This window comes from Corynebacterium limaceinasi (genome assembly GCF_046717465.1).
Taxonomy (GTDB): Bacteria; Actinomycetota; Actinomycetes; order Mycobacteriales; family Mycobacteriaceae; genus Corynebacterium.
Map to the genome: position 1 here is coordinate 157,443 of NZ_CP177100.1, position 21,012 is coordinate 178,454.

General features: G+C 60.6%; 16 protein-coding genes, 1 tRNA gene, 1 other RNA gene and 4 pseudogenes. 17 read left to right on the top strand and 5 right to left on the bottom strand.

The genetic code is table 11. The features are described from left to right. Positions 1 to 6: 6 nt before the first annotated feature. From ACLI1Q_RS00810 to tgt, 8 genes are all read left to right on the top strand, one after another. Positions 7 to 1,053, top strand: coding sequence for a hemin ABC transporter substrate-binding protein (locus ACLI1Q_RS00810; protein ID WP_239270025.1), 1,047 nt, complete (start codon positions 7 to 9; stop codon positions 1,051 to 1,053). Next, positions 1,034 to 2,083 (top strand): FecCD family ABC transporter permease, encoded by a 1,050-nt coding sequence (locus tag ACLI1Q_RS00815; protein WP_239270024.1) that lies wholly within the window; start codon positions 1,034 to 1,036, stop codon positions 2,081 to 2,083. The genes ACLI1Q_RS00810 and ACLI1Q_RS00815 overlap by 20 nt, the downstream gene beginning before the upstream one ends. Continuing rightward, positions 2,083 to 2,877, top strand: a complete 795-nt coding sequence (locus ACLI1Q_RS00820; RefSeq protein ID WP_239270023.1) for a heme ABC transporter ATP-binding protein — start codon at positions 2,083 to 2,085, stop codon at positions 2,875 to 2,877. The genes ACLI1Q_RS00815 and ACLI1Q_RS00820 overlap by 1 nt, the downstream gene beginning before the upstream one ends. Then, positions 2,870 to 3,928 (top strand): HtaA domain-containing protein, encoded by a 1,059-nt coding sequence (locus tag ACLI1Q_RS00825; protein ID WP_239270022.1) that lies wholly within the window; start codon positions 2,870 to 2,872, stop codon positions 3,926 to 3,928. Before ACLI1Q_RS00820 ends, ACLI1Q_RS00825 begins: the two co-directional genes overlap by 8 nt. A gap of 232 nt (positions 3,929 to 4,160) precedes the next feature. Next, positions 4,161 to 4,802 (top strand): heme oxygenase (biliverdin-producing), encoded by a 642-nt coding sequence (locus tag ACLI1Q_RS00830; protein WP_239270021.1) that lies wholly within the window; start codon positions 4,161 to 4,163, stop codon positions 4,800 to 4,802. 87 nt (positions 4,803 to 4,889) lie between these two features. Continuing rightward, positions 4,890 to 5,750, top strand: coding sequence for an HtaA domain-containing protein (locus tag ACLI1Q_RS00835; RefSeq protein ID WP_239275837.1), 861 nt, complete (start codon positions 4,890 to 4,892; stop codon positions 5,748 to 5,750). 228 nt (positions 5,751 to 5,978) lie between these two features. Continuing rightward, positions 5,979 to 8,636 carry an MMPL family transporter gene (locus ACLI1Q_RS00840; RefSeq protein WP_411697024.1) on the top strand — a complete coding sequence of 886 codons (2,658 nt, stop codon included), beginning with the start codon at positions 5,979 to 5,981 and terminating at the stop codon, positions 8,634 to 8,636. After that, a complete protein-coding gene (gene tgt, locus ACLI1Q_RS00845; protein WP_023029970.1) occupies positions 8,633 to 9,889 on the top strand; it encodes a tRNA guanosine(34) transglycosylase Tgt in 1,257 nt (418 codons plus the stop codon). Before ACLI1Q_RS00840 ends, tgt begins: the two co-directional genes overlap by 4 nt. Here tgt and ACLI1Q_RS00850 read toward each other — a convergent pair. Then, a complete protein-coding gene (locus tag ACLI1Q_RS00850) occupies positions 9,865 to 10,557 on the bottom strand; it encodes a queuosine precursor transporter (RefSeq protein ID WP_239270018.1) in 693 nt (230 codons plus the stop codon). The genes tgt and ACLI1Q_RS00850 overlap by 25 nt on opposite strands. Positions 10,558 to 10,581: 24 nt before the next feature. Between ACLI1Q_RS00850 and gluQRS the strand changes: the two genes are divergently transcribed. Genes gluQRS through ACLI1Q_RS00865 form a run of 3 tightly spaced genes read left to right on the top strand, consistent with a single transcriptional unit; the run spans position 10,582 to position 13,420 of the window. Beyond that, positions 10,582 to 11,475, top strand: a complete 894-nt coding sequence (gene gluQRS, locus ACLI1Q_RS00855) for a tRNA glutamyl-Q(34) synthetase GluQRS (RefSeq protein ID WP_239270017.1) — start codon at positions 10,582 to 10,584, stop codon at positions 11,473 to 11,475. A 13-nt stretch (positions 11,476 to 11,488) separates the two neighbouring features. Next, a complete protein-coding gene (locus ACLI1Q_RS00860; RefSeq protein WP_126318035.1) occupies positions 11,489 to 13,081 on the top strand; it encodes a cation:proton antiporter in 1,593 nt (530 codons plus the stop codon). 3 nt (positions 13,082 to 13,084) lie between these two features. Beyond that, the gene (locus ACLI1Q_RS00865) at positions 13,085 to 13,420 is read left to right on the top strand and encodes a hypothetical protein (protein ID WP_239270016.1); all 336 of its coding nucleotides are present in this window, start codon (positions 13,085 to 13,087) and stop codon (positions 13,418 to 13,420) included. Here ACLI1Q_RS00865 and ACLI1Q_RS00870 read toward each other — a convergent pair. The 3 genes and pseudogenes from ACLI1Q_RS00870 to ACLI1Q_RS00880 form a co-directional block, all read right to left on the bottom strand. Beyond that, positions 13,417 to 13,665: a hypothetical protein gene (locus ACLI1Q_RS00870; protein ID WP_239270015.1), complete on the bottom strand. Its 249-nt coding sequence runs from the start codon at positions 13,663 to 13,665 to the stop codon at positions 13,417 to 13,419. The two genes, ACLI1Q_RS00865 and ACLI1Q_RS00870, sit on opposite strands and share 4 nt — an antisense overlap. A 25-nt stretch (positions 13,666 to 13,690) precedes the next feature. Beyond that, positions 13,691 to 15,232: a molybdopterin-dependent oxidoreductase gene (locus ACLI1Q_RS00875; RefSeq protein ID WP_239270014.1), complete on the bottom strand. Its 1,542-nt coding sequence runs from the start codon at positions 15,230 to 15,232 to the stop codon at positions 13,691 to 13,693. Positions 15,233 to 16,045: 813 nt separating this feature from the next. Continuing rightward, positions 16,046 to 16,507 (bottom strand): annotated as a pseudogene (locus tag ACLI1Q_RS00880) (IS6 family transposase); the annotation flags it as partial. A gap of 55 nt (positions 16,508 to 16,562) precedes the next feature. Here ACLI1Q_RS00880 and ACLI1Q_RS00885 point away from each other — a divergent pair. The 3 pseudogenes from ACLI1Q_RS00885 to ACLI1Q_RS00895 form a co-directional block, all read left to right on the top strand. Further along, a pseudogene (locus tag ACLI1Q_RS00885) lies at positions 16,563 to 17,914 on the top strand (IS256 family transposase). A 36-nt stretch (positions 17,915 to 17,950) separates the two neighbouring features. Further along, positions 17,951 to 18,214 (top strand): annotated as a pseudogene (locus ACLI1Q_RS00890) (integrase core domain-containing protein); the annotation flags it as partial. A gap of 92 nt (positions 18,215 to 18,306) precedes the next feature. Beyond that, positions 18,307 to 18,630, top strand: a pseudogene (locus tag ACLI1Q_RS00895) (IS481 family transposase); the annotation flags it as partial. A 106-nt stretch (positions 18,631 to 18,736) separates the two neighbouring features. Here ACLI1Q_RS00895 and ACLI1Q_RS00900 read toward each other — a convergent pair. Continuing rightward, positions 18,737 to 18,825: transfer RNA gene (locus ACLI1Q_RS00900), tRNA-Ser, on the bottom strand. A 198-nt stretch (positions 18,826 to 19,023) separates the two neighbouring features. On the opposite strand from ACLI1Q_RS00900, the gene ffs reads away from it, so the two are divergent. The 3 genes from ffs to ACLI1Q_RS00915 all read left to right on the top strand — a co-directional run bounded on the left by ffs (position 19,024) and on the right by ACLI1Q_RS00915 (position 21,003). Beyond that, positions 19,024 to 19,120, top strand: an RNA gene (gene ffs / locus ACLI1Q_RS00905) — signal recognition particle sRNA small type. Between the two features lie 64 nt (positions 19,121 to 19,184). Continuing rightward, entirely contained in the window at positions 19,185 to 20,456 is a 1,272-nt protein-coding gene (locus ACLI1Q_RS00910) for an aminotransferase class I/II-fold pyridoxal phosphate-dependent enzyme (RefSeq protein ID WP_239268979.1), read from the top strand. Continuing rightward, positions 20,410 to 21,003 carry a suppressor of fused domain protein gene (locus tag ACLI1Q_RS00915; protein ID WP_239268977.1) on the top strand — a complete coding sequence of 198 codons (594 nt, stop codon included), beginning with the start codon at positions 20,410 to 20,412 and terminating at the stop codon, positions 21,001 to 21,003. Before ACLI1Q_RS00910 ends, ACLI1Q_RS00915 begins: the two co-directional genes overlap by 47 nt. Positions 21,004 to 21,012: the final 9 nt, after the last annotated feature.

A 21,012-nucleotide genomic window follows, 5' to 3' on the forward strand; every position in this document is an offset into this window, starting at 1 on the left:
ATCGCCGTGAAACTCGTTCTTCGTTTCCTCGTACCACTCCTGTGCATCTTCAGCCTTACCGCGTGCGGTGTGCAGGGAAGCTATACCGATCAGCTACCGGATCCTGCAGATGTCTCCGATCCCAGGTCCTTTGAAGGTGTCAGTGACGTCAAAGATTTTGACGATATCGAGCCGGTTACTGAAAAAGCAGAGCCGGCGCTTCCGGTGGAACTTACCGATGCCGATGGTAATGACGTCACCGTCACCGATACTTCCCGCATCCTCGCGTTGGATATCTATGGCACCTATACCAAGACCCTGAGCGGCTTGGGGCTTGCGGATAATATCGTCGGCCGCACGATTTCTTCTACCGAGCCCAACTTGGCGGATCTCCCAGTAGTGACCGAAGGCGGCCACAACATCAACGTGGAGGCGGTGCTGGAGCTCCAGCCGACGCTCGTCATTGTGGATCATTCCATTGGCCCGCGCGATGCCATCGATCAAATCCGCGCGGCGGGCGTCACCACCGTGGTGATGGAACCTGAGCGCACCATTGATTCCGTGGGCGAGGACATCACCGCGCTTGGCGATGCCCTCGGCTTGCCCGACGAAGCACGCGAGCTGGCGGATCGTTCCACCAAAGAAATCGACGAGGCAAAGGAAGCCATCAAGGAACTCGTTCCCGATGATCCGATGCGGATGGCGTTCCTCTATGCGCGCGGAAACGGCGGCGTCTTCTTCATCATGGGTGACGGCACCGGTGCACAAGACCTGATTGAAGGCATCGGCGGCGTGGATCTGGCGGCAGAAAACAACCTTTCTCATGCAGAACCCGCTAACGCGGAGGCATTGGCGCGCATCAACCCGGAGGTGATCATCATGATGACCAATGGCCTGGAATCCACCGGCGGAATTGATGGCTTGCTGGAGAGGCCTGGTGTTGCTCAGACCACCGCCGGCCAGAAGAAGCGCATCGTGACCATTCCGGACGGTCAATCGCTGGCATTCGGTCCCATGACCGGTCAGACGCTGGTGAAGCTAGCAAAGGCTGTGTATGACCCAGACAATGAGTAAGGAGACGGATACCTTCGCGCGCCGCCGCACTCAGCGCGCCTGGGTATTCGTACTGCTGGGGATCCTCACCGTTCTCGCGGCGCTCATTTCCGTCGTGCTGGGGCAATACTACGTACCCCTGTCTGATCTCTTCCCCATTTTGGCAGCCGGGCACGCGCAGGATTCCTTGACCGCAAGCGTGGTGTGGGACATCCGCCTGCCACGCTTGGTCTTAGGGCTCGTGGTGGGCGCGGCCTTGGGGGTGGCCGGCACGCTGATGCAGGCGGTATTTGCCAACCCCCTTGCAGAACCTTCCATCATCGGCGTTACCTCTGGTGCGGGCGTTGGTGCGGCCGTGGTCATTGTCTTCAATATCGAGTTCTTCGGTACCTTTACTGTTCCCGCGGCAGCCTTCCTGACCGCGTTACTGGTTACCTTCATTATTTATCAGCTGGCGCGGTACAACGGGCGCGTGGCCGTAGTGCACCTGATTCTCACCGGCATCGCCATCAATGCGGTATGCAACGCCATCATCTCCTTCATGGTGTACCTGGCGCCGACCGCCAACCGCGAAGCGATCGTCTTCTGGCAGATGGGCTCCCTCAACGGCTCGCAGTGGAAACACGTGTGGGCGGTACTTCCCATCGTGGTGGTAGGCCTCGCAGTGGCCCTGCGCTTAGGCAAGCAGCTAGACGTCCTCGCGCTCGGCGAGCGCGCCGCCGCGCATACCGGCGTGAACGTGCCGCGTCTGCGCATCGTGGCGATCGTGGCATCGGCAGTGCTGACTGCAGCGGCCGTCTCCTTCGCCGGCCTCATTGGCTTTGTGGGGCTCATCGTTCCCCACCTGCTGCGCAGCATCGTCGGGCCAGAAAACCGCATCCTACTGCCCGCCTCCGCCCTGGGCGGCGCTGTGCTTATTGGTTTCGCCGACGTGGCAGCGCGCACGATGATTCCTTTTGCGGATCTTCCCATCGGAATTTTTACCGCTCTGGTGGGCGGTCCAACGTTTTTCATCTTGCTGCGCCGCATGATGCGCAAAGGAGTGCACTGATGATAAACGTCAAAGACTTAACCGTCCGGGTGGGGGAACATACCCTTGTGGATCAAGTGTCCTTTGCTGCCCAAGCGGGCGAAGTTACCGGGCTTATCGGTCCGAACGGTGCCGGTAAATCCACGGTACTTGCCGCCGTGGCCGGAGACATTGATTATTCCGGTGAGATCACCGTGGGTGGGCTTTCGCCCAAGGCACCAGCGCGAGAGCTCGCCCGCACGCGTGCGGTGATGCTCCAGGATGTCTCGGTGTCGTTTGAATTCCTCGTCCGCGATGTCGTTGCGATGGGGCGCCGCCCGTGGGAAGGAACTGCCTATGCAGACCTTGACGATGACTTTATTCACGCCGCCCTCGATGCCGCCGGCGTTGCGCACCTAGCTGGCCGAGACATCAGCACGTTGTCTGGCGGTGAGCGCGCCCGCGCGGCCTTCGCACGCGTGCTTGCCCAAAATACCCCGGTTATCTTGCTCGATGAGCCAACGGCCGCGCTCGATATTCGGCACCAAGAACAACTGCTGGGTTCAGTCAAAGCCCTCGCCCGCGAGGCCGGTGTTGCCGTCCTCGTGGTGCTCCATGACCTCAACGCTGCAGCTGCATATTGCGATCGCGTCGTATGCCTGTCGTGCGGGGGATTAGCAGCCCAAGGGCGCGTAGATGAGGTCTTTACCAGTCCCACATTGTCTCAAGTGTATGGCTGGCCAATATCCGTCGATGGACTGCGGGTACATCCACAGCGTGCCACGCCCACCATCAACCCACTCTTTTCACATAAATTGGAGGATTTCCATGTTTAAAAAAGCACTGGTCACCGCTCTCGCGGCGACCGCCCTTACCGTGCCACACGCTTCTGCGGAAGAAACCTGCACCATCGAATCCGGTTCCTTGAATTGGGGCATTAAGCACTCGTGGCGTTCCTACCTCAAATCCGGTTTCGCTGCTGGTGATTGGTCCACTAGTGGTCCAGTGACGCAAACCGGTGATCCTAAGGGGAAGGATTTCTCTTTCGGCTTCGACGTCGATCCTGCAACCTCTACGGTAACGGTAGATGAGGACGGCAATGTGGTGTCGTCCAACATCGAGAGCAAAGACTCTTCGATCACGTTCACCGGTCACCACGGCGCTCTACATTCCACGGTAGTGGCACCTTTCATCAAGACCTCCGGAAATGAAGCCCAGCTCGGTTCCGGCTACGAGGTCTATCACGTAGAGGGTAAGAATATGTTTCAATACACCGAGGACGACCGCATCGACGCCAATAAGCGCACCGGGGACGGGATCTTTGGCCACGGCACGGCGCAATGGACCAAGGAGGGCGATACACTCACCCTTTCCGCCAGCGATGTGCGGTACAAGGAGCAGCAGGGAACAAAAGATGGAAAAATCGAGGGCGTAGACCAACTTTTCATGGGCATGTATAGCTCAGAGAGCAAGCCTGAGCTTGATGATGCCCACTTAACCCTCAGGGTTTCCCCGGGCTGTGGCCAGAAGAAGGAAGAAACTCCGCAGAACGAACCTGCTCCGCAGCCGCCGGTAGCTGCGCCGGAAAAGGAAGAGAAGCCACAGAGTCAGCCACCGAAGGGCAATCCAGCTCCGCAGTCACCAGCGACCTCGCAGATCCCGGCACCGCCGAAGAAGCCGGAGACCCCAAAGAGCCCCGAGACTTCGGAGTCTAAGAAGCCGGGAACCCAGCAACCAGAGGAGGACGCTCCCTCAGGTTCTAGCTTTGCCAAGGTGTGGAACTACATCTTGGGCGTGGTAACCATTGGCAGCATGTTTGCCATCCTTGGGCAGGCGTTTATAAAGTCGGGCGCCCTTGATAGCGTGCGTGCCCTTCTCCACCGATAAAAGCACCGCTGATCCAGGAATAGGGGGTCAGCTAAGCACGCTGTGCCGGCAGCCATCTTAACGCCGCGCGCAAAACCCTTTTAAGGACGGTGCCGCGCCGTGCGTACCGCAGGCGGTGGGGTAGGGAGTTAGTCCTTTTGGTTGATTTCTCCCCACAAGTCTTGTAAATAAGGGTTGCCTAACCTTAAATTTATATTTAGAAGTTAGGTAAGCGTTACTTTGGAGGAAGTCAGTGACTGTGACACTCAAGAAACCATTATCCGTCGCATTGCGCGAGGAGACCGCTCACGCCCATGAGAACGCGGAGGGCTCGGCGTTTATGCAGCGACTTATGTCAGGTCGGCTGAGCGCTGAGGCCGCTGCCGATCTGAGTGGCCAATTGTGGTTTGTCTATGAGTCTTTGGAGCGCGCCGTCCGCGGCGTGGCGCAAACTTCAATCGCCGGTGCGGTGGCCGATCCACGCTTGGAGCGGCGCTTCGCTCTAGAGGCGGATTTGGCGGCGCTCGTCGGCGGCGACTGGCGCGAAAAGATCCGGATCCTGCCGGCCACAGCATCCTACGTTGCCCGCCTAGAAGAAGTATCCGGCAGTGCGGTAGAAGTGGTGGCCCATCACTATGTCCGGTATCTCGGTGACGTCTCCGGCGGCCAGGTGATTGCCGCGCGCCTCGGCACCCTCTATGACATCGAACCGGATGCGCTGAACTTTTATGACTTCAGCGCCATTGGCAAGATTCCGCCGTACCGCAAGGGCTACCGCGAACGCCTTGACAGCCTCATGCTAACCGAGGAACAGCGCGAGTCTTTGCTCTCGGAGGCGCAGCGCGCATTCGCCTTCAACTCGGGGATATTCGCCGAGCTTGATAAACGCCACTGATTTACTTTTTCCAATTTATTAATTAAGGTAAGGCTCGCCTAATTCACTAAGGCGAAGCTTTACCACTGCTCTCAAGAGGAGAAATTCATGAAAACAACATCCGTCATCGCTATTGGCGCGGTTGCGCTCGGCGCCGTCACCGCCCCAGTAGCCTCTGCCGATGAGGCTCCAGCCACTGTCCCCGCCGTGGAATCCGGCCAATTGAACTGGCCCATCAAGGAATCCTTCATTCACCACGTGGACACCAGCCCTCTCGCCAAAGGCGTAGTCAATACCACCGGAGGTGCGGAGAAGGTAGGAAAGGACTTCACCTTCCCCGTCGATGCGGCCCACACCACGGTGGATGCAGAGGGAAACGGCACTATAGGCACTCAGGGATCCGTGCAGATTCAAGGCTATCCAGGCTTTGGGCCTAATGGTTCCTACGGCGTCGACCTCACGTTCTCAGATATCAAGGTGGAGGTAGAAGGCCACAACGCCACTATCACTGCGGACTATAAGCTTACGGGCGCCTCGGGCCCGCTGAAGAACGAGCCGGTTGAAATGTCCGGTGATGACGCCGCAATCTCTACCTTCACGCTCACTGAGCCCTTGGTACCGGAAACCGGCAAGACTCACGCCACAACTGATGCCCCCACCTCGCTGACCCAGACGGGCTCCGACATCTTTTTGGGCAAGTACCCGGTGGGGCAACCGCTTGACGATGCCAACACGGATCTCACCGTGGCATTCGACGGCGCCTCCGAAAACCCTAAACCATCTGACCAGGTAACCCCAGAAAAGAAGCCTTCGGGCGACGACGCTGCAGACGACGGCTCTTCTTTCCACGGTTCTTCCTCAGGCAACCTAGGCGAGACCATCGCTGCTATTATCGCGCGGGTAAAGAAAATCAGCGCCTTCTTCTCTGACCTCGTTCTTCCCGGCCTGAGCTTGTCGAAGTTCGTTTAAATAGCGCGCGCTCTCTCGCGGCTGCATCGTCTAAGCCGCTCCGCCGTGGCCACCCGATCTAGTCTTTGACTGCATTGGGCGGCCACGGTTCTTTTTGGCCCGCCGCCTTGGCATCGTCTGTGAATAAGGGCCGCACGGTGGCTAAGTAATAGGGAATAAGGGGCACGGCAACTACACTAGGGCGAAGTTAAATCCGTCCGACTACGCGAATGCGAAGGTACATTTCCCGTGGCTAAACTCCTCTACCGGCTCGGACGTTGGTCTTTCCTTAATAAATGGAAAGTCATCGTTACCTGGGTGGTCCTGCTTGCTGCCGCCGGCGGCGCTACCGCCTTGTTGATGAAACCGATGACGAGCGAGTTCGCTATCAAAGGCACCCCATCCATCGATGCCACCTACAAGACGATGGACCTCTTCCCGGAAGGCGGCAATCCCGCCAACTCGCCGTCAGTGAACCTGGTCTTCCAGGCCCCGGAAGGCCAAAAGCTCTCGGATCCCGCCAATGAAAAGGCCATCAACGCGGTCATTTCCCACCTCGAGGACAACCTGGAGATGGGCGATACCATGCGCTTTGGCAATCCGCTTGAGGTCTCGCCGCGGCTACAAGATGAGGTTATCCACCAGTTCACGGAGATGGGGCTGCCGGCATCGTCCGCGCGTGCCGATGCCGATAACCTCGCGATGGTCAATGAGGATGAGACCATTGCCTATACCACCTTCGACTTCGACGCCGAATCGCCCTATAGCGTGGACCAGGACGATAAGGACATCGTGACGGAAGCGATGGACATCGGCAGGCAGCAGGGGCTTACCGTTGAGGCCGGCGGCGCCGGGTTTGGCGATGAGATTCGGGTCAATTCCACCTCCGAGGTTATCGGCCTTGGCGTGGCCTTCCTCGTGCTCATCTTTACCTTCGGCTCCCTGGTCGCTTCTGGAATGCCGCTGATTTCGGCCGTCATCGGGGTCGGCCTGGGCGCTTGCGGCATGCTGATTACCACGCACTGGATAGAGCTCAACAACATGACGCCGGTGCTGGCCATCATGATTGGCCTGGCGGTGGGCATCGACTATGCGCTGTTTATCCTGTCCCGCTACCGAGCCGAGCGCGCCCGCATGTCCGCCCCAGAAGCCGCCGGCATGGCGGCAGGAACGGCGGGCTCGTCCGTGGTCTTTGCCGGCACCACCGTCTTTACCGCGCTGTTTGCCCTGCTCATTGCGCGCATCGAATTCCTCACCGCCATGGGGCTTTCCGCCGCCGCAACCGTGGCCATCGCCGTCCTCGTCTCCCTCACGCTCATCCCCGCGATGCTGGGGCTTCTGGGGGACAAGGCATTTGCCGGCCGCATCCCCGGCGTGGCCGGCAACCCCTCCCGCAAGGGCAAGGTGCGCCGCGGCCCGACCATGGGCAATCGCTGGGTACGGCTGGTACAAAAGGTGCCCGGCTTGGCGATGGCCCTCGTCGTCCTCTCCCTCGGCGCCATGACCGCCCCCGTGCTCCACATGGATTTGGCGCTGCCTGCCGATACCACCTCGAATCCCGATACCACTCAGCGCAAGGCCGCCGACCTGATGGCCGAGGGCTTCGGCCCCGGCGTCAACGGGCCATTCCTCGCGGTTGTCGATGCCCACACCATCAACGCCAATTCCGCCGCTCTCGCCCCATTGGTGGCGGCCCAGGACGGAAACGACGACGCCGAAGAAGGCTCCGGCGAAGCACCCGCCGATTCGCCCGCTGACTCGCCCGGCGACGCAACTGGCCCTGCGCCTGAGCCCGCGCCCAACGACGCCCCCGACCAGCCAGGTGAGCAGCCAGCGGACCAGCCCGGCGAACAACTGGCAGAACACCCTGCTGACCAGCCCAGCGAGCAACCTGCTGAGCCGGATATCGCCCCCGTCGCAGAGGTCGAGGACAAGGAAGAGGCCGCTGCGCCGACCAGCGCCGAGGACAAGGCGGCACTGGCGTCCTTCCTCTACACCGCGGATCAACTGAAGACGCTTGGCGGAGTAAAGCACGCGCAAATTGTTTCGGTCAGCGAAGACCAGCGCGCGGCACAAATTATGGTGACCCCGGAAACCTCGCCAACGGAAGCCGCAACCATTAATGTCGCGCACGCCCTGCGCTCTGCCACAAAGCAGATCGAAGGCACCACCGGCACCGAGATCGGCCTGACGGGCCTGACCGCCGTGCAGCTGGACATCACCGAGCGCCTCCGCGATGCCATGGCACCGTACCTCAGCATCGTTGTGGGGCTGGCGATCGTGCTACTGCTCGTTGTCTTCCGCTCCCTCCTGGTGCCACTGGTGGCGGGCCTGGGCTTCCTGCTTTCGGTTGGCGGCGCCTTCGGCCTGACGGTGCTGGTATGGCAAGACGGCCTGTGGGGCCTCGTCCCGGGCCCCGGCCCGCTGCTGTCGTTCATGCCGATCTTCCTCATCGGCGTGACTTTCGGCCTGGCCATGGACTACCAGGTCTTCCTGGTCACCCGCATGCGCGAGCACATCGCGCGGCATCCGAAGGGCACGTCGGGGCCCTATAATGCCGTCGACGAGGCCACCATCACTGGCTTTACCCAGGGCGCGCGCGTGGTGACGGCCGCGGCGATCATCATGATTTCGGTCTTCGTGGCCTTTATCAACCAGCCGCTGCCGTTCATCCAGATCTTCGGCTTTGCCTTGGCGGCGGGCGTGCTTTTCGATGCCTTCTTTGTCCGCATGACCCTCGTCCCCGCCTCCATGTTCCTCATGGGCCGCGCTACGTGGTGGATGCCCAAGTGGCTGGATAAGATCCTGCCTACCGTAGACATCGAAGGCACCGCGCTTGAGGAAGAATGGGAAGCACAACACGCGGATGATGGCCAGAAGACCAGGGAAGAGGAAGATAAGGAATGAAGGACTTAAGTTTCGACATCGATAAGCGCCTGCCCGAAGGCCCCGGCAAGCATGGCCGCAGTGGTGTTATCCACACTCCGCACGGCGATATCGCCACGCCGGCGTTTATCCCGGTGGCGACCAAGGCCACGGTAAAGACCCTGACGCCGGAGCAGATTCGCGCGACTGGAACGCAGGCGATTTTGTCCAATGCCTATCACCTCTACCTGCAGCCGGGCCACGACATCGTGGACGAGGCCGGCGGCGTGGCGAAATTTGAGAACTGGCACGGGCCGACCTACACCGATTCCGGCGGATTCCAGGTGATGTCTTTGGGCGTGGGCTTTAAAAAGGTCATCGCCATGGACTTGGCGGATCTCACCGAAAAGGATATTCGCGCCGCGAAAAGGGAGCGCATGGCCAAGGTGGATGAGGAAGGCGTGGACTTCCGCTCGATTATCGATGGCTCCAAGCACCGCTTTACGCCCGAAAAGTCCATGCAGATTCAGCACGGGCTGGGCGCGGATATCATGTTCGCCTTCGACGAGCTGACCACGCTCATTGATTCGCGCACTTACCAGGAAGAATCCGTCGCCCGCACGCACCGGTGGGCGCAGCGCTGCCTGGAAGAACACGACCGGCTTACCCGCGAGCGCTACCACCGCCCGAAGCAATCGCTGTGGGGCGTGGTGCAGGGCGCGCAATACGAGGACTTGCGCCGCCAGGCCACCCGCGGCCTCTTGGACCTGGACCGCGCCGCGCGGGAGAAGGGCCAGCGCGGTTTCGGCGGCTTCGGCATCGGCGGTGCGCTGGAAAAGCAGAACCTCGGCACCATCGTGGGCTGGGTCTGCGATGAACTGCCGGACGATAAACCGCGCCACCTGCTCGGCATCTCCGAGCCAGATGACATCTTTACCGCGGTCGAGGCCGGCGCCGATACCTTCGACTGCGTCGCGCCAACCCGCCTAGCCCGCCGCGGCGGCGTCTACACGCTCGATGGCCGCCTGAACCTCACCAATGCGCGGTTCAAGCGGGACTTTAAGGGTGTAGACGAGGAGTTCGGCGGCTACGTCACGGAGAATTACTCGCGCGCCTACCTGCACCACCTGCTCAAGGCGAAGGAATTTTTGGCCGGCACGCTGTGCACCATCCACAACGTGGAATTCATGGTGCGGTTAGTGGACAATATCCGCGCCGCCATCAATGGCGGCTACTACGAGGACTACCGCGATGAGTTCCTGGGCCGTTACTACGCGGCGTCGAAGGCGCGGTAATCCTCGCGCTTTTTCACCAGCTTGATAACCGCGGAGGTAATGGGCAAGAGGACGACCTCAATCAGTGTCTTCCACACAAAGCCCACCACCACGTAGTTGATGAATCCGCTCGTGGTGTCGATGCCGATGACGGGCGCGGCGATGGCGCAAAACAGCAAGGTATCGCCAAACTCGCCCACCACGGTGGAGGCGATCAGCCGGGAGAAAAGGCCCTTTTCGCCGCTGCGCTTCTTCATCGCAGTCAGCGTCCACGCGTTGAGCAGCTGGCCCACCAAGTAACCGGCCAGGGAAGCCAAAACGATGCGGGGCACCAGGCCCAGCGTGGCGGCGAAGGCCTCTTGGCCCTCATAGAAATCCGCCGCAGGCAGCCAGATGGCGATATAGAAACACACGACGGCGAGCAGGGCCATCGCAAAGCCGATGTAGATGGCGCGCCGGGTGGACTTGAAGCCGTAGCACTCGGATAAAACGTCGCCGACGATATAGGCCAGCGGGAAGAGGAAGAAGGCGCCGTCGGTCACGAGCGGCCCAAGCTGGACGCCCTTGGTGGCGTTGATATTAGAAATCAAAAACGTCACGACGAAGATCGTGACGAGCCACGGATACAGAGTGGAATGAACGGGGATAAAGCGCACTTGAGAGGAGGGGGATTTTTCCATGCCCACCATTGTGCCAAACCGTATGCTGGGAATATGAATTCCGCGACCACCGGGGCGGGCCGCTACGCCCCGAGCCCTTCCGGCGATCTGCACTTTGGCAACCTCCGCACGGCGCTTCTCGCGTGGCTCTACGCGCGCTCGACGGGGCGCAGGTTTGTGGTGCGGGTGGAGGACATCGATAAGCAGCGCTCCTCCCGCGCGGCGGCCGAGCGACAGCTCGCGGACCTTGCAGCCCTGGGGCTGGAGTGGGACGGCGAGGTCATCTACCAGCAGGATCGCGAGGCCGCCTACGCCGCGGCGCTCGAGAAGCTGCCGGTCTACGAGTGTTACTGCTCGCGCAAGGATATCCGCGAAGCCTCCCGCGCCCCGCACGCCATCCCCGGCCAGTATCCGGGCACCTGCCGTGCGCTATCCGATGCCCAACGTGCCACCAAACGCGCCCAGCTCGCCGCCGATAACCGCCAGCCGGCGCTGCGCCTGCGCGCCGATGTCTCCACCTTCACCATCCACGACGCCCTGCACGGCGACTACACCGGCGACGTCGATGATTTCATCCTCCGCCGCGGCGGGCAGGATGGTGGCTGGGCCTATAACCTGGCGGTGGTTGTGGATGATGCCTACCAGGGCATCGACCAAGTCGTCCGCGGCGACGATCTCTTATCCTCCGCCCCGCGCCAGGCCTACCTGGCTTCCCTTTTGGGGACCACACCGCCGACCTACGTGCACGTGCCGCTGGTCCTGAATTCCGCGGGCAAGCGACTGGCCAAGCGCGATGGCGCGGTGACGATGCGGGATATGGGGGAGCAGAGGGGCATCGTCAAGCAGCTGGCGCAGTCTTTGGGCTATGAGGCGGAAACCGCCGCCGAGCTCTTGGCGCAATTCCGGCCAGAGGAATTGAGCCGCGAGCCGTATATTTGGCGCGCGTAATACTATCGAGCCCATGGAAGTTTTACTGGTTCTCATCGGGCTCATGCTGCTGACCGTCTTCGTCGTTGCGATCGGCGATAGGGTCGGGCTGCCGTGGCCCGCGCTGCTGACGATTATTACCGCCTGCGCCGTTTTCGTGCCGGGGCTGCCGCAATTCGACATCCCCACCGAGCTCATCCTTCCCATCTTCTTGCCGCCGCTGCTGTGGGCGCTGGCGCGGCGCACGTCCTGGGGCGTGATTCGCGGGCAGTGGGTGACCATCCTGAGCCTGTCCGTGCTCCTCGTCGTCGCCACCACCCTCGCCGTGGGCGCGACCGCTTACGCATTCCTGCCGGGAATTAGCATCGCCGCCGCCATCCTCATCGGCGCGGCCATCGCCCCGCCAGACCCCGTGGCCGTGGATGCGGTGGCCGAGCCCGCCGGCATCCCGCGCCGCATCATCACCACCCTGCAAACAGAGGGGCTGTTTAACGATGCCGCCTCCATCGTCGCCTTCCACCTCGCGCTCGCCGCCGTGACCCAGGGCGGCGATATTTCCTTTGGCAGCGGCGTGCTGAGCTTCCTCTATTCTTCCGTCGTCGCGCTTGCCATTGGCTGGCTCATCGGGCGGCTGACAGCGCTGTTTATTACCCACGTCCACGATGTGGTAGCGCGCAACGCCCTGACCTGGGTGGTTCCCTTCGCCACCTTCCTCGTGGCTGAGGAGCTGGAGGCCTCTGGCGTTATCGCCGTGGTCATCGCCGCCGTCGAGCTCAACTCGCGCGCCGATATCCAGGCCGAGGACCGGCTTTCCGGCCAGTCTTTCTGGGAGACCATGGAGCTGCTGTTTACCGGTGTCGCCTTCGGCCTTATCGGGCTGACGGTTAATACCGCCATCGCGGAGGTGGGCTCGGATTTGTGGCACTCCGTTATGGTCGGCGTGATCCTATCGCTCGTGGCCTTCGTGGTGCGTTTTGTGTGGATGTTCTTCTACTACCGCCTCAACGTCTCGCGCGGGCGCCCGCACGTTGCCCCGCTGCGGATGCAGGAGGTGCTGCTGATGACTTGGTCCGGCATGCGCGGCCTGGTGACGCTGGCGCTGGTGCTGTCCATCCCCACCGGCGTCTTCGCCTTCCACCACGAGCTGGCCGTTATCGCCCTGACCGTCTTGCTGGTCACCATGGTGCTGCCCGGCCTGCTGCTGCCGTGGCTGATGAGGCAGCTCGATCTCACGGAGGCTTCGCAGGCCGCCAACGATAAGATGCGAGCCGCGGTGGTTTCGCGGGCGCGCGCCGCCAGCATCGATGCGCTATCGCAATTCCGCCCCGAAGACGATGCCACCGGCGAGGCCGAAACGGTCGATCCGGAAATTTCCGCCAACGTCATCCAGTGGTTCGAGGACCGCCTGGGTGATGGCGAAAACCCCGCCGAGAATAACGACGAGCGCAAGCAGCGCGCCGAGGAGGCCCGCCGCGTCGCGCTGGAGGCCCGGCGCACCGCGCTTAACGCCGCGCAGAGCGAGCTCCTAGTCCTGCGCAAGGATCGGGCCTTCAATCCGGCCATCGTGGATGAGATACTGGAAGAGATCGACCGCATGGTCATCGGCACTAAGCACCGGGAGATTTAGCCCATGGATCCACAACACTATGCCGAGCTCGAGGACGCGATGGACTACCTCTACGATTTCCTCGACGAGGACTTGGCGGACCGCGTGCGCGCCGAGCGCGAGTTCGTTCCGGCGGGCTTAGAAAGCTTGCTTGCCGATGACTCCCTCGACGACTACGCCTGGCTCTGGATCAAGGATCCCGGGCCGAATGGCTTCCGGCAGTACCTGCGCGATGGCGGTTATTCCGAGGCCGAGGTGCGCCAGACCTTCGCGTGGGCGCGCAGCGAGTGGGGCATGAATACCCCACCGCATATCGCGTGGCTTAAAGAGGACGGCTACGAGCCGCCGCGCATCGATTAGGCCAGGCGGTACGGCCCCGCCTTGCGCACCGCCGCATCAATGACCTCCGGATCTACTGTGACGGACTCAGCGTGCTTGATGACGACATCCGCGGTGGCATCCCCGGTCATCTCGAAGGTGGCTTGGCCCATTCCCGTATCAGCAAAGATGCCGTAGAGCTTTTGCAGGCACTTGCGCACGTCATTGTCATTGCGGATGCCATCGATGGCGATGCGGGTTTCGGTGACAGAAGATTTATCAGTCATAGAAACAGATTCTAATCCTTCGGTGCTAGATGCGGCCGTTGAAGGCCTGGAGCGCGGAATCCTCGCGGGTGCCGCCGCGGCCATCGCCGTAGTCGGCGTAATCACCAATCCAGGCAATCCGCGATACCCACTTCACGGCCTTATACCCGTGGTTCGATTCCACGCGGGCGCGCACTGGGGCGCCCAAGTGCAGATCGATGTCCTGGTCATTGCGCGAAATCGCCAAAATGGACTGATTCTCCATGGCGGTCTCGATATCGAAGGCCGCGTAGAAAGGCTCGCGCGGGCGGTTATCGTACATCTTTTGCGCCAAGCCATAAGACTCGATGAGCACGTAATTGGCGCCTTCGGGGCGGGGGCAGAGTAGCTCGAGGACATCGGCAAGCTTGGGCCCTCCCCACTTGGAGGTCGCAGACCACCCCTGCATGCAGGTATGCGTGGCGATGTAGGACGTTTGCGGCAGCTCGCGCAACTGCTCAAGGGTGACGGTCTTTTCGGTGCCGTTGACATCATCGGCCACGGTAATGGCGTAGTTCTCCCAGCCATTGCGCTTGTACTCGGTCCACTCAGGGGATTCCTTCTCCGTCGGCGGCAGGCCGTTGGTCCAGTGGAAGGAGGAAATGGGCATCGGCGAGTCCTTGGTCTCCTTGGGCTTGCGCGGGTGGAAGTGGTTCAGCGAAAGCTTGCGGCCGATTTCGGTGAACGAGACCAAGAAATTATGCGCCCGGGCGCGGTCCGCCAAGGTCCAATAGGACAGGGCAATCCAGAAGATGATGACCGCCACGATGGTGATGACGACGGTGGTAAAGGCCTGCACATAGCGCTCGGTGGAGACGTCACCGAAGACGATGTGGACCATGTTGTACTCGCGGTGCACGAAGAAGACCAGCACCACGTGGACCAGGATGAACGCGGACATCAAGACCATGCCGATAAAGTGCAGCGACCGCGCACCTTGGTGGCCGCCCAGCATCTTTACAAACCACGGGAAGCGCACGCGGATGGCCGGCGACATCCCCAGGCCGGTCACCATCATGAAGGGCGCAACGATGAAGATGACGAAGGCGTAGGCGAGTTGCTGGAGGGCATCGTATGGCGTGAAGTGCTCGATGCCGGGCGCGCTGAGGCTGATATAGACCTTGAAGGTATCCCACGCCTCCGGGATGATGTCCCAGGAGGTGGGGATGAGGCGCTGCCACAGGCCGGTGGCAAAGAGCAGCACGACGTACACCAGGCCATTGAGGACCCACAGCATGACCGAAAGGCCGTGCCAGTGGCGGCCCAGGCCAATGTTTTCGCGGCCCGGCAGCGCCACGACCGGTGACCACGAAAGCTCGTCCATCAAAGAGGTATATACGCCCTCTTCCTTGGGCAGCTTGCGCTTGGTAAAACGCAGCCATTCGGTGCCAGGCGCGCAGTCATTGCGCCACCACAGGCGCGGCATGGAAGAAAGCATTTCCAGCCCGGAGCGCAAGAGCATGCCGATGAGTACAAAGTTGATGAGGTGCGTCGCGCGAAGCCACAAAGGAAAATCGGGGTTTTCGCCGAGAGCCAAGACATAGTCCATGGGGAGCGTCCTAGGGAGATAGTTTATGGGAAAAGGGCTATCTCTATTTTGACGGCTTTTCATGGATTAAACAAGCAGGGCGGATTCTAGGGGTCGTTGCAACGATGATGGTTATTTTGGTGTGATACTACCGGTTTGTGTCAGGGCGTTGCCGAGACAAATTCCTCTGTGCTGCACGCACGAACTTAGCGAGTATGCCGGCATCGCGGGCCAGTGGGGAAGTAGCGGGCAGTTCTGCCAGTATTGCTTGCAGGTGTTTGACTGCGCTGTTGGAGCCGTCTCGCGCGTACTCGTAGTCTCCACCGTGTCCGTGGGCTTTGATGAATAGGGCGCACAGGTGTGCGTCCTGAGCTTCATGAATAATGTCAACCATTCCCCCAGATCTCCTAGTCACCCCTTTTCCAAGTGCTTTTTATTTTTCCCGAAGCCCGCCACGCTATGACCAAGTTAACGACCTGAACGGAGGTTAGCCTCATAATCCAACCGACCCCTTTTTGTTCGGACTCCGCCTGTTTCGTGATGTTTACGTCACTACATTCAGCAGGATCGGGCTTACTACATTCAGCAGGATCGGGCTTCCCAGAGGTGAGAATTGCGATTGTGCATACAAGTCCCATAAAAAGAGGGACAAATATGGGAAACTTTGTTGTACTAGTCACCATAAACAGGCCTATGCCGACTAGCAGTAGGACCACGAAGGGGTCAGGTCCGTGTAGGCTTCCCGATTGTTTTAGCGGTACTGTTGCAAAGTTGGGCGGAGAGCAGCGAAGACTCAGTTTCTCATTCCCTGACGGCCGCTGCGTGTGGGCGTTGTTAGGCCGTCTCGAAGACCTGGTTGACGATCACCGCGTCCGGGTTCGGTTGCCCGTAGGCAAACATCGCGCCTAGCCCTTTCCGCAATGAGTGCATCGCCTCCATCCCTTTCAACGTCCGATATGCAGATATCCGGTTCTTAAACGCGCCTTTTGGCCCGAGGATCCGCTTCAGCCGACCATGGTCGCCTTCCAGGATGTTGTTGAGGTATTTCACCTGCCGGTGTTCCACTGTTGGCGGGCAGATTCCCTCTGACTTCAACTCGGCGATTGCCCTGGCTAGGGAGGATGCTTTATCGGCGTTGATCACTCTGGGATACCCGGCTGACGCATTGGATCTGACGGCCTTGGCCAGGAAACACTTCGCTGCGGCCACGTTCCGATTCGAAGAGAGGTAAAAGCCCAAGGTCTGGCCACCGGCGGTGATCGCCCGATAGAGGTAGCACCACCTGCCGCCAACCCGAGAGTGTCAGGAAGTTTGTGTGTGAGGCTCTGATCTAGAAGGAGTTTCACCGATAATGACTACGGTGTCACCGAAGAAAAGCCATGACCCGGCGAGGGTCAACGAGATCAGTAAGAAGCTGATGGAAAATCCTTAAGCTCGCCAGCTTGATCGGCGAGCTGTCGACGTCCACCGATGACGCCAGCGAGCTGGTCAAAGGCCTGTTGCAGGCTTCGATTAACGCTGGTCTCCAGGCAGAGATGGATGCGCATTTGGGCTATAGCCACTGCGACCGCAAGGCCAAAGCGCAGGTGGATACCGCACAGAGCAGCAATCACCGTAACGGGTCGTACACCAAGACCGTCAATTCTGGCTACGGCGCGGTGGAAGTGACCGTGCCCAGGGATCGCGCCGGCACGTTTACTCCCCGGATGATGCCCAAGGGCACACGTCGGCTCACAGAGCTCGACGACATGATTATCTCGCTGTACGCCGGCGGGATGACCGTGCGCGATATTTGCCACCATCTCGCAACCACCCTCGGTGTGGATATGAGCCCGGATACGATCAGCACCATTACCGACGCGGTCTTGGAAGAGGTCATGATCTGGCAAAACCGCCAGCTCGACGAGTTCTATCCGGTGATCTTCCTCGACGCGCTACGCGTTAAAATCCGCGATGGCCACCGCGTGGTCAACAAGGCTTGCTACATGGCGGTTGGTGTCGACATGGACGGCATCAAGCACATCCTGGGATTGTGGATCGCGGACAATGAAGGCGCCGCATTCTGGGCATCGGTGTGTGCGGATCTGGCTAACCGCGGTGTCCAAGACGTGTTCATCGTGTGCTGCGACGGGCTTAAAAGGCCTGCCGGAAGCCGTGGAGGCAACCTGGCCGAATTCCATGGTGCAGACCTGTATTGTGCACCTGATTCGGGCTGCGAACCGGTGGGTGTCCTACCAGGACCGTAAAGCAGTCTCCCGCGTACTGCGTGAGGTCTACACAGCCGCTAACGAGGACACTGCACGTGCCAGCCTCGATGCCTTCGAGGCCAGTGAACTTGGCCGGAAATACCCCTAGTCGGTCAAAGTCTGGCGTGATGCATGGGAGCGGTTCGTGCCGTTTCTGCAGTTCCCGCCAGCGGCGCGGCGAGTGCTCTACACCACCAACTCGATCGAATCGCTCAACGCCCAACTGCGTAAAGCTACCCGTAACCGGGGGCAATTCCCGAACGATACTGCCGCACTGAAGACGCTGTGGCTGATGATCTGCGACATCGAAGACAAGCGCGCTGCCCAGCGAGCGAAGAAAACAAAACGCGACGTTGAATGCAACGGCTATATTGAAGGAGCGAAAGCCACCGGGTGGAAACAAGCCATCAACCAACTAGCTGTGGCCTACCCCAACCGATTCGCGGATTACTTGTAAACCAAGCCCCCGCACACAAAGAATCGGACACTCTCCCGTGGGACACAATTTACCAGCGAGCAGCTCTGGGAGGTGTGCCGCAATTTGGGCATTGCTCAATCCGTGGGGCGTACCGGAGTGTGTTTCGATAACGCGATGGCTGAGTCGTTCTGGTCGACGCTTAAGACCGAGTTCTACGACCGGAAGCGCTGGGCCACCCGCGATGCTGCGCGTCAGGCTGTGGCTTGCTGGATTGAAGTGGTCTACAACCGTCGACGTCGGCACTCCGCCCTCGGGATGGTCAGCCCCGTCGATTTCGAGAACCACACCAGCCTAACCACCAGCAGAAAAGAATTAGCTGCCTAACCACTAGGTAGCTCTACTACGTGTCCACGATTTGCGGGCAACCCTAACGCCCACACCGCGCACTAGGACGACATACCCCACACCACAGCTACACCACCGGCACAAAAGCCAGCCCCAACGACAATCCCACACAAGAATGGCGCACCAGAAAAGACATCGTCTGGGACAACGGCAAAGTCACCGTCCGCTACGCCGGCAAACTCTTCCACCTAGGCATCGGGCGCGCATTCAAGAAACAAAAAATCCTCATGGTCATCGCCGACAACCACATCACCACATCACTAGCTGCGACCGGAGAAATCATCACCGAGCACTACATCGACACAGCCCGCGACTACCAAAACCCTACTGGAAAAAGGAGCCCCACCCCTAGACCCAAAACACGAAAAACCGGCACCCCAGAACAAAAACAACTGAGATGCCGGTTCGTCAACGATGTCGCGACTGACCTGTCAAGTATGTCGCGACTCATGACAATGGCGGAGGATGTGGGATTTGAACCCACGAGGGGCGTGAACCCCGCACGCGTTCCAGGCGTGTGACATAGGCCGCTAGTCGAATCCTCCGAGAAGAAACATTAGCAGCCGTAGCAATTAGAATGCCAATCGCCTGTTCAGACGTAATTTCTGGGCAATTATTGGGTTTCGGTGGGGCAGGGGCCGGCGATCGCTGTGCTGCCGCCGCTTGCCGATGCCCCCGTAGCCTTCCGTCTCGCCCCGAGAGACGCGTATTTGGCTAATGCGGGTTGCGGGCGTTAAAGTAAGGGCAGGATTCCGCGTGGCGTCCATCCTCTGAACTCCCCCAGGGCAGGAATGCAGCAAGGGTCAGGAGGCTCTGACGGGTGCGCGGGGTCCCTTTTTTGTGCAGGGTGCGTTAGTATTGGTGGCTAAACGTCGCACCACACTATGGAAGGTAAGACATACTAATGTCGCTTCTCACTCTGGAATCGTCCGCCTTGGCAGAACTTGCCGCGAAAGTCCGCGAAGAATACGCAGACCTGAAAGCAAAGGGCCTCAAGCTGGATTTGACCCGTGGCAAGCCTTCGAAGGCGCAGCTCGATCTCTCCAATGCGCTGTTGTCGCTGCCGGGTGAGGGAAACTACACCGATTCTGAAGGCGCTGACCTGCGCAACTACGGCAACCTGAAGGGCGTCAAGAAGCTGCGCGAGCTGTGGGGCGAGCTTACCAATATTGACCCAGAGCTCTTGCTGGCCGGCGATAGCTCCTCGCTCAACATCATGTTCGACCTCATTTCTTGGGCTTATACCTTTGGCACCAATGATTCGCCGCGCCCGTGGAGCGAGGAAGAAACCGTCAAGTGGATCTGCCCCGTGCCCGGCTATGACCGCCACTTCGCCATCACGGAGCTCTTCGGATTCGAGTTGGTGACGGTGTCGATGGAAGACGACGGCCCGGATGTCGAGGCCATCGCTAAGCTCGCCCAGGACCCACAGGTCAAGGGCATGTGGCTCATTCCCATGTTCTCCAACCCCACCGGCGTACTCATCTCGGAGGAAAAGACCCGCCGCCTGGCGGAAATGGATACCGCGGCGCCCGACTTCCGCATCGTGTGGGATAACGCCTATGCCGTGCACACGCTGACAGACGAATTTCCGGAAGTCTTGCCAGTGCTGGACATCGCCAAGCAGGGCGGGCACCCCAACCGCTTCTGGGCCATGTCCTCGAGCTCCAAGGTCACCTTCGCGGGCTCCGGCGTGAGCTTCTTCGGCTCCTCGGCGGAGAACCTCGATTGGTACCTGGAGCACGCAGGCATCCGCGGCATTGGGCCCAATAAGATCAACCAGTTCGCCCACGCCGAGTTCTTCGGGTCCGCGGACGGCGTGCGTGAGCTGATGCGCCGCCACGCCGAGCTGCTGGCGCCGAAGTTCGCCGCCGCTCGCCGCATCTTGGACGAGCGCCTGGGCGAGTACGGCGTCGCGGAATGGACCGACCCGGAGGGCGGTTACTTCATTTCCATGGACGTCGTGGACGGCACCGCCACCCGCGTGTGGGAGCTGGCCAAGGACGCCGGCATCGTGCTCACCAAGGCGGGCGCGGCCTACCCCCACGGCCGCGATGAGAATGACCGCAATATCCGACTTGCGGTGTCGCTGCCGCCGCAGGAGGAAATCGAGGAAGCCATCGACGGCGTTGCCACCTGCGTGCTCCTGGCGGCCATCGAAAAGGCGGAGGGCTAAAATCAACGCCGCCGAATCCGCCGTGTGGCTCAGCGAGGTCATCCCGGCCCCGCTGGAGTTCCGGTACGTCGACGGGCGCAGGCTGGGTTTAGCCACGCTTGCCGATGCCCAATCCCTCGCCCTCACCACCACCTTCAACGCCGTCGATACCGGCCTGCGCAGCGATGCCGAAGGTCTGGATGTGCGCTGCGAACTGGTGACGGTGGCGCGCGTGGGCCAGCCCGAAGTCGCCGCCGCTGTGGGGGCCGCCGCCGCGAAGCTCGAGAAGGCGGGCGGCCTCTTGCCCGCGCAACCCGGCGTCTTGCTGCCATCGCTTCTTGATCTGCCCGGCGAGCCGACCGTGCACCACGGGCTGCTTATTGCCCCGTACCTCTGGGGCGGGCAGACACCGCAGTACCGCGAGGATGACCGCCTGACGCTCGTGCTGCAGCTGGTCATGCTGACGGATGCGGAATATGCGTTTGGGGTGGAAGAGGGCGTCGGCAAGCTGCAGGAAGCTGTGGCCGAGCAGGGCATTGACCTGCTGGACTGGTCGCGCGAGGGTTAGCCGGTAAAC